The sequence below is a fragment of the Kitasatospora sp. NPDC057500 genome (assembly GCF_042802195.1).
Classification (GTDB): domain Bacteria; phylum Actinomycetota; class Actinomycetes; order Streptomycetales; family Streptomycetaceae; genus Kitasatospora.
Genome location: NZ_JBHVER010000019.1, coordinates 1 through 6,041, shown reverse-complemented (window position 1 = coordinate 6,041; position 6,041 = coordinate 1). Strand labels below are relative to the sequence as shown.

Genomic DNA, 6,041 nt, shown 5'->3' with positions numbered 1-6,041 from the left:
GGGACCGCATGCGAGGCCGGAGGGACTGCGGTGAGCACGAGCACGAGTACGGGTGGGAACGAGGCTCGGGGCGGGACGGCGGGGATCCAACTGCCGTCGATGGACTGGGAGATGGAGGAGGAGGCGGCAGCGGCACCGACGACGGCCGGTGCCCGGACCGCCGGCGCCGCGGCCGCCGCCGTGGCGGCCGTGCCCGCGACGGCGGAGGCGCCGACCGAGCAGGTCGCCGTGCCCGAGTACGGGCCGGTGACGCCGGAGGCGTCCGCCGCCGCCGTCCCGCCGGTCGCGCTCGCGGTCGCCGCCGAGCCCGACCCCGGGTTCGGCCCGGGCGAGGAGCCCGGGGCGCTGGAGCCGGTCCTCGCCGGGTCGGAGCACCTGGAGGGCGAGGAGCCCGTCGAACCGTCCCGCCGCCCCCGGTTCCGGCGGCCCGCGCTGGTCGCCGCCGCCACGGCGGGCGTGGTGCTGATGGGCCTGCCGTTCCTGCTCACCGACGGCGCCGACAAGGACAAGCGGGGCGACAACCTCGGCGTCAACCAGCCGGACACCCTCGTCGAGGGCCCGGAGATCGACGACGTCCCGCCGCCCGTGCCGACCGGCCCGCCGACGGAGGGAGTCCCGACGCCGGTACCCACCGACCCGCCGGTCACCGGGGACCCGGGCGCCGCCACCGCGCCGCCCGTCGACGCGGCGGCCACCGTCCCCGGGATCGCCCTCGACGGCGCGGCCGGCACCCCGGCCGTTCCGGCCGTCCCGGGCGGCCAGCCAGCCGGCGGGACCGCGCCGGTGGCCAAGGCGCCCGTGAACGGCACACAGCAGAGCGGCAAGGCCAAGACGACCCAGCAGCCCGCCGCCGGCCAGCCGGTCTCCCAGCAGCAGCCGGCCGCGGGCCAGCCCGCCGCGCAGCAGCCGGCGCCCCAGCAGCCCGCCGCCGGTCAGCCGGCCCCGCAGCAGCCCGCTCCCCAGCAGCCGGCGCCCCAGCAACCCGCCCCGCAGCAGCCGGCGCCCCAGCAGCCGGCACCGCCGCCCGCCACCCAGCAGCCCGCCCCGCCGCCGCCCGCGGCGGCGAAGGCCACCTACAACGCCGTCGGCGGCTCCAACTGCAGCACCTCCTCGGTCGCCTACGCCCAGCACGGCTGGTGGGAGCAGGGCTCCACCGGCTGGACCACCAACTCGGCCGGGGGCTTCAGCGGTTCGGGCTGCAACGGCAAGTACGTGTCGATGCCGATGTCCGGATCGGCGACCAAGGACGACGGCAGCAACTCGGTGGTCTGGACGTTCTCCACCGCACCGGTCACGGCCGGGAAGTGCACGATCTCCGTCTACGTGCCGAACAACTCCGACCTCAAGGCGGTCGGCGGCGCGCCCGCCTACTACACCGTCCAGAACACCTCGACGCCCAACAGCGGCACGATCGGCGAATTCTCGGTCAACCAGACCAAGACCCGGGGGACCTGGGTCACCGGCGGGTCGTTCCCGGTGAGCGGCGGCAAGATCGCCGTGATGCTGCACTCGCGCGGCCTCGACTGGGCCGGCACCGCCACCGAGAAGGCGCACATCGCGGCCTCCGCCGTGCGCGCCGACTGCACCGCGTCCTGACGGCCGCACCGCCCGGCACCGCCCCGCCCCGCCCCGCATCGCCCCCGGACGAGCGACACCCGTCCGACAGACCACCGACAGACGACCGACGAAGACCCCCAGGAGAGGACGGCCATGTCGCGCCATGTGCTGACGGTGTGCCCGGAGCAGCGGGGCGGCCCGTACCGCACGATCGGCGACGCGCTCGCGGCGGCCCGCAGCGGAGCGGTGATCTCCGTCCGCCCCGGCCGCTACGAGGAGAACCTGGTCATCACCAAGATGGTCACCATCACCGCCGAGGAGCCGCGCGGCAGCGTCCGGATCACCGCCCGGCGCGGCTGCGTCGTCCAGGTGGTGGCCGAGGCCGTCCAGCTCACCGGCCTGGTCGTGCAGGGCCAGGACGAGGAACTGCCCGCCGTCGACGTGCCGCGCGGACAGGCCGCGCTGTCCGACTGCGAGGTGGCCGGCAGCTCCTGGACGGCCGTCCTCACCCGCCAGCAGGGCTCGCTCGCCATGCGCGACTGCCGGGTCACCAACCCGGCCGGCGCCGGCATCGTCGAGACCTCCACCGGCACCAGCGTCATCGAGGACTGCGTCATCGAGCACCTCGGCACCTCGGCCGTGGTGGTCGGCGAGCGGGCCAACCCGCTGCTGCGCAACTGCGTGCTGCGCGACGCCCGCGGCAACGGCGTCTGCGCCAACGGCGAGGCCCGCGGCACCTTCGAGGACTGCGAGATCTCGGTCACCGACAAGCCCGCAGTCGCCCTGGAGGAGCGCTCCACAACCCGGCTGCTGCGCACCGCCGTACGCGACACCACCATCGGCGTGTACATCAGCTCCGAGGCGCGGGTGGTGCTGGAGGACTGCGCGGTCAGCGCCACCACCGGCCACGGCATCGCGCTGGCCGCCGGCACCGACCCGGAGCTGCGCCGCTGCACCACCGCCCGCACCGCCGGCCACGGCATCCACGTCACCGGCCGCTCACGCGGGCACTTCGAGCAGTGCGAGGTCGCCGAGGCCGAGGGCACCGGCCTCTGGGTCGGGGAGCACTCCGGGCCGGTCCTGAAGGGCACCGTCGTGCGCAACTGCGGCGGGACCGGCGTCGAACTGGCCGAGGAGAGCGCGGCCGACATCGACCGGCTGGAGATCCGGGACGTCTCCGGGGCCGGGCTGTCGATCGGCGGCGGCGCCAACCCCAGGGTGCGGCACCTGACCGTCACCGGCGCCGGCGCCGACGGCGTGGAGGCGCTGCGCGACGGCCGGGGCCGGCTGGAGGGCGTCGAGGTGCTGGACGCCGGGAGGGCCGGGGTGCGGATCGCCGACGGCGCGGACACCTTCCTCGGCGCGGCCGTGGTGCGCGGCTCCAAGGGCGGCGGTGTGCTGGTCGGCAAGGTGGGGCGGGCCGCGCTGCGCGACTGCGAGATCAGCGGCTCCGGGGACGACGGCCTCGCGGTCGACGACGGCGGCGAGCTGACCTGCACCCGGGTCCGCACCCACGGCAACCGCCGCCACGGCGTGCGGATCGGCGCCGGCGGCCGGGCCGTACTCGCCCAGGTCGAGGCGGTGGAGAACACCGGCGACGGCGTGCGCCTCGACTCCACCGACGCCGTCCGGCTCACCGGCTGCACGCTCGCCCGCAACCGCGGCTCGGGCCTGCGGCAGACCGCCGTCAACGAGCGGCTCGCGGTGGAGCAGCTGACCAGCGAGGAGAACGGGCTGCCGGACGCGCACGGCACCGCGACGGCCGCCCCGGGCACACCGGGGGCCGAGGGCGCCGCAGTCCCCGCCGCGGCCGGCGGCGGCACCGCCGAGGGCGCGGAACCCGCCCGCGCGGCCGTCCCGGACGCGCCGCCCGGACCGCTGGAGGTGCTGGAGTCGCTGGTCGGCCTGGCCGGCGTCAAGGAGCAGGTGGCCACCCTGGTCAATCTCAACAAGCTGGCCCGCCGCCGCGAACTGGCCGGAATGCCGGCCCTGCCGATGAGCCGCCACCTGGTCTTCGCCGGCCCGCCCGGCACCGGCAAGACCACCGTCGCCCGCCTCTACGGCGCCATCCTCGCCGACCTGGGCGTGCTGCGCAGCGGCCACCTCACCGAGGTCGCCCGGGCCGACCTGGTCGCCTCGATCATCGGCGGCACGGCCATCAAGACCACCGAGGTGTTCCAGCAGGCGCTCGGCGGCGTGCTGTTCATCGACGAGGCCTACACCCTCTCGGCCGGCTCGGGCTCCGGCTCGGGCCCGGACTTCGGGCGCGAGGCGATCGACACCCTGGTCAAGCTGATGGAGGACCACCGGGACGACGTGGTGGTGATCGTGGCGGGCTACTCCGCCGAGATCGGCGACTTCCTGGCCAGCAACCCGGGCCTGGCGTCCCGGTTCAGCCGGACCGTCGAGTTCGCCAACTACGAGGTCGACGAACTGGTCACCATCGTCGAACGCGCCGCCGCCGGCCACGGCTACCACCTCGCCGAGGGCACCGGCGCGGCGCTCACCCTGCTCTTCGAACGGATGCCGCGCGGCGAGGACTTCGGCAACGGGCGGTCGGCCCGCAAGGTCTTCGAGGAGATGGTCGACCGCCAGGCCACCAGGCTCGCCGAGCAGGGCGAGATCAGCGACGAGGACCTCGCGCTGCTCGTGCCCGGGGACGTCGGCGTCGAACTCGAACCGCCCGCGAAGGAGGCCGACGGCACCGAGCCGCTCGCCGAACTCCAGGCCCTGGTCGGCCTGCCCGCCGCCAAGGCCCAGGTCGAGGACCTGGTGAACCTGATCCGCCAGGTCCGCCGCCGCGAGGAGGCCGGCCTGCCGACCGCCACCATCAGCCACCACCTGGTCTTCGCGGGCCCGCCCGGCACCGGCAAGACCACGGTCGCCCGGCTCTACGGGCGGCTGCTGGCCGAACTGGGCGTACTGCCCGGCGGCCAACTCGTCGAGACCGCCCGCGCCGATCTGGTCGGCCGCTACGTCGGCCACACCGCGCAGCTCACCAAGGAGGCCTTCGACCGCGCCCGCGGCGGCGTCCTCTTCGTCGACGAGGCGTACACCCTGACCCCCCGGCACGGGGGCGGCGGCGACTTCGGCCAGGAGGCCGTGGACACCCTGATGAAGCTGATGGAGGACCACCGCGACGAGGTGGTGGTGATCGTCGCCGGCTACGAGGACGAGATGCGGCACTTCCTCTCCTCCAACCCCGGCCTCGCCTCCCGCTTCTCCCGCCAGATCGACTTCGGCCACTACACCGACGCCGAACTGGTCACCATCGTCCGCAACCACGCCGACTCCGCCGGCTACACCTGCGCCCCGGAGACCCTGGCCACCCTCCAGCACCTCTTCGCCGCCGTCCCCCGCGACCGCACGTTCGGCAACGGCCGCTTCGCCCGCCAGACCCTGGAAGGCATGATCACCCGCCAAGCCGGCCGCCTCAGCCGCCTGGACATCGCCGACCTGTCCGAACTGAGCCTCCTCCTCCCCGAGGACATCGCCCTCGACCCCTACGGCCTCCCGGCATGACCCCGAACCACCCCGCCCCCCAGGGCTCCTTCACACACCCCGGCCACCCGCACCCCCCACACCACCCGCGCCCGCCGGCCGGCGATGCGGGGGCCCCGGGCCTCCGGGACTGCCGCGAGAGCCCCGACGGCCCACACCCCATCACCCCGCACCGCACGGGCGCCCTGGATCCCTGGGATCGCTTCGTCGGCCCCGGCCACCCGCACCGCGCCGTCTCGTACCGCCCGGGCCTCCCGGACGACGACGCGGGAGCCCTGGATCCGCGGGGCGGCCTGGGCCGGCCCGGCGGTTCTGGTTGTCCGGGTGACCCCGGCGAGCTCGGTGGTCCGAGCGGCTCCGGCCGCCAGGGTGGTGGTGAACTCGGCGGCTCGGATCACCTCGGTGGTGACGTCTGCCGCCGGGGTGGGGTTGGTGGTCCGAGCGGTTCTGGTTGTCCGGGTGGTGGTGGATGCGGTTGCTCGGACTACCTCGGTGGTGACGTCTGCCGCCCGGGCGAGCTTGGCCGCCCCAGCGATTCCGACCGCCCGGGCCACCTGCGCAGGCCCGGCGCCCCGGGCCACCCGGGGCGCCGGGCACTCGCCGCGATGGCCTGCGGCCTCGCGGCCCTCGCCCCATCGGCTGCCCCGGCGGCTGTCGCCGTACCGCCACCCACCCCGTCGTTCTCCGCGCAGCCGAAGGCGACTGCGTCCGTGGCAGGTCTTGGCGGGGGAGCGGTGGTGTCCATCGGGCGGGACACTCGGTCCGGCACCGCCGTGCCGTCGTCAGTCGTGGGGACTGAAGGCGTTGGTGTATCGGCTGGGATTCTGCCCGATGCTGCGCTGCTGGTGAGGTCGCATGAGGCCGCTGGGGTCGCACCGTCGGCGGCGGCGGAGCCGCCCGCCGGGGTGGATGCGCCCGGGGCTGCTATCGGGTTGTCGTCGGTTGTGTCGGCAGTGGGGGTTTCGCCTGCCGGTGTGTCGTCC

General features: G+C 75.4%; 2 protein-coding genes. Both read left to right on the top strand.

Annotation, left to right across the window (positions count from 1 at the left end):
• The first annotated feature begins 30 nt into the window (after positions 1–30).
• Positions 31–1,596 (top strand): hypothetical protein, encoded by a 1,566-nt coding sequence (locus tag ACFU74_RS06725; RefSeq protein WP_380752830.1) that lies wholly within the window; start codon positions 31–33, stop codon positions 1,594–1,596.
• Between the two features lie 114 nt (positions 1,597–1,710).
• The gene (locus ACFU74_RS06720) at positions 1,711–5,079 is read left to right on the top strand and encodes a right-handed parallel beta-helix repeat-containing protein (protein WP_380752827.1); all 3,369 of its coding nucleotides are present in this window, start codon (positions 1,711–1,713) and stop codon (positions 5,077–5,079) included.
• Positions 5,080–6,041: the final 962 nt, after the last annotated feature.

Excerpts from the sequence above, each read along its gene's own strand:
- ACFU74_RS06720 (WP_380752827.1), top strand. The coding sequence starts at position 1,711 with ATGTCGCGCCATGTGCTGACGGTGTGCCCGGAGCAGCGGGGCGGCCCG.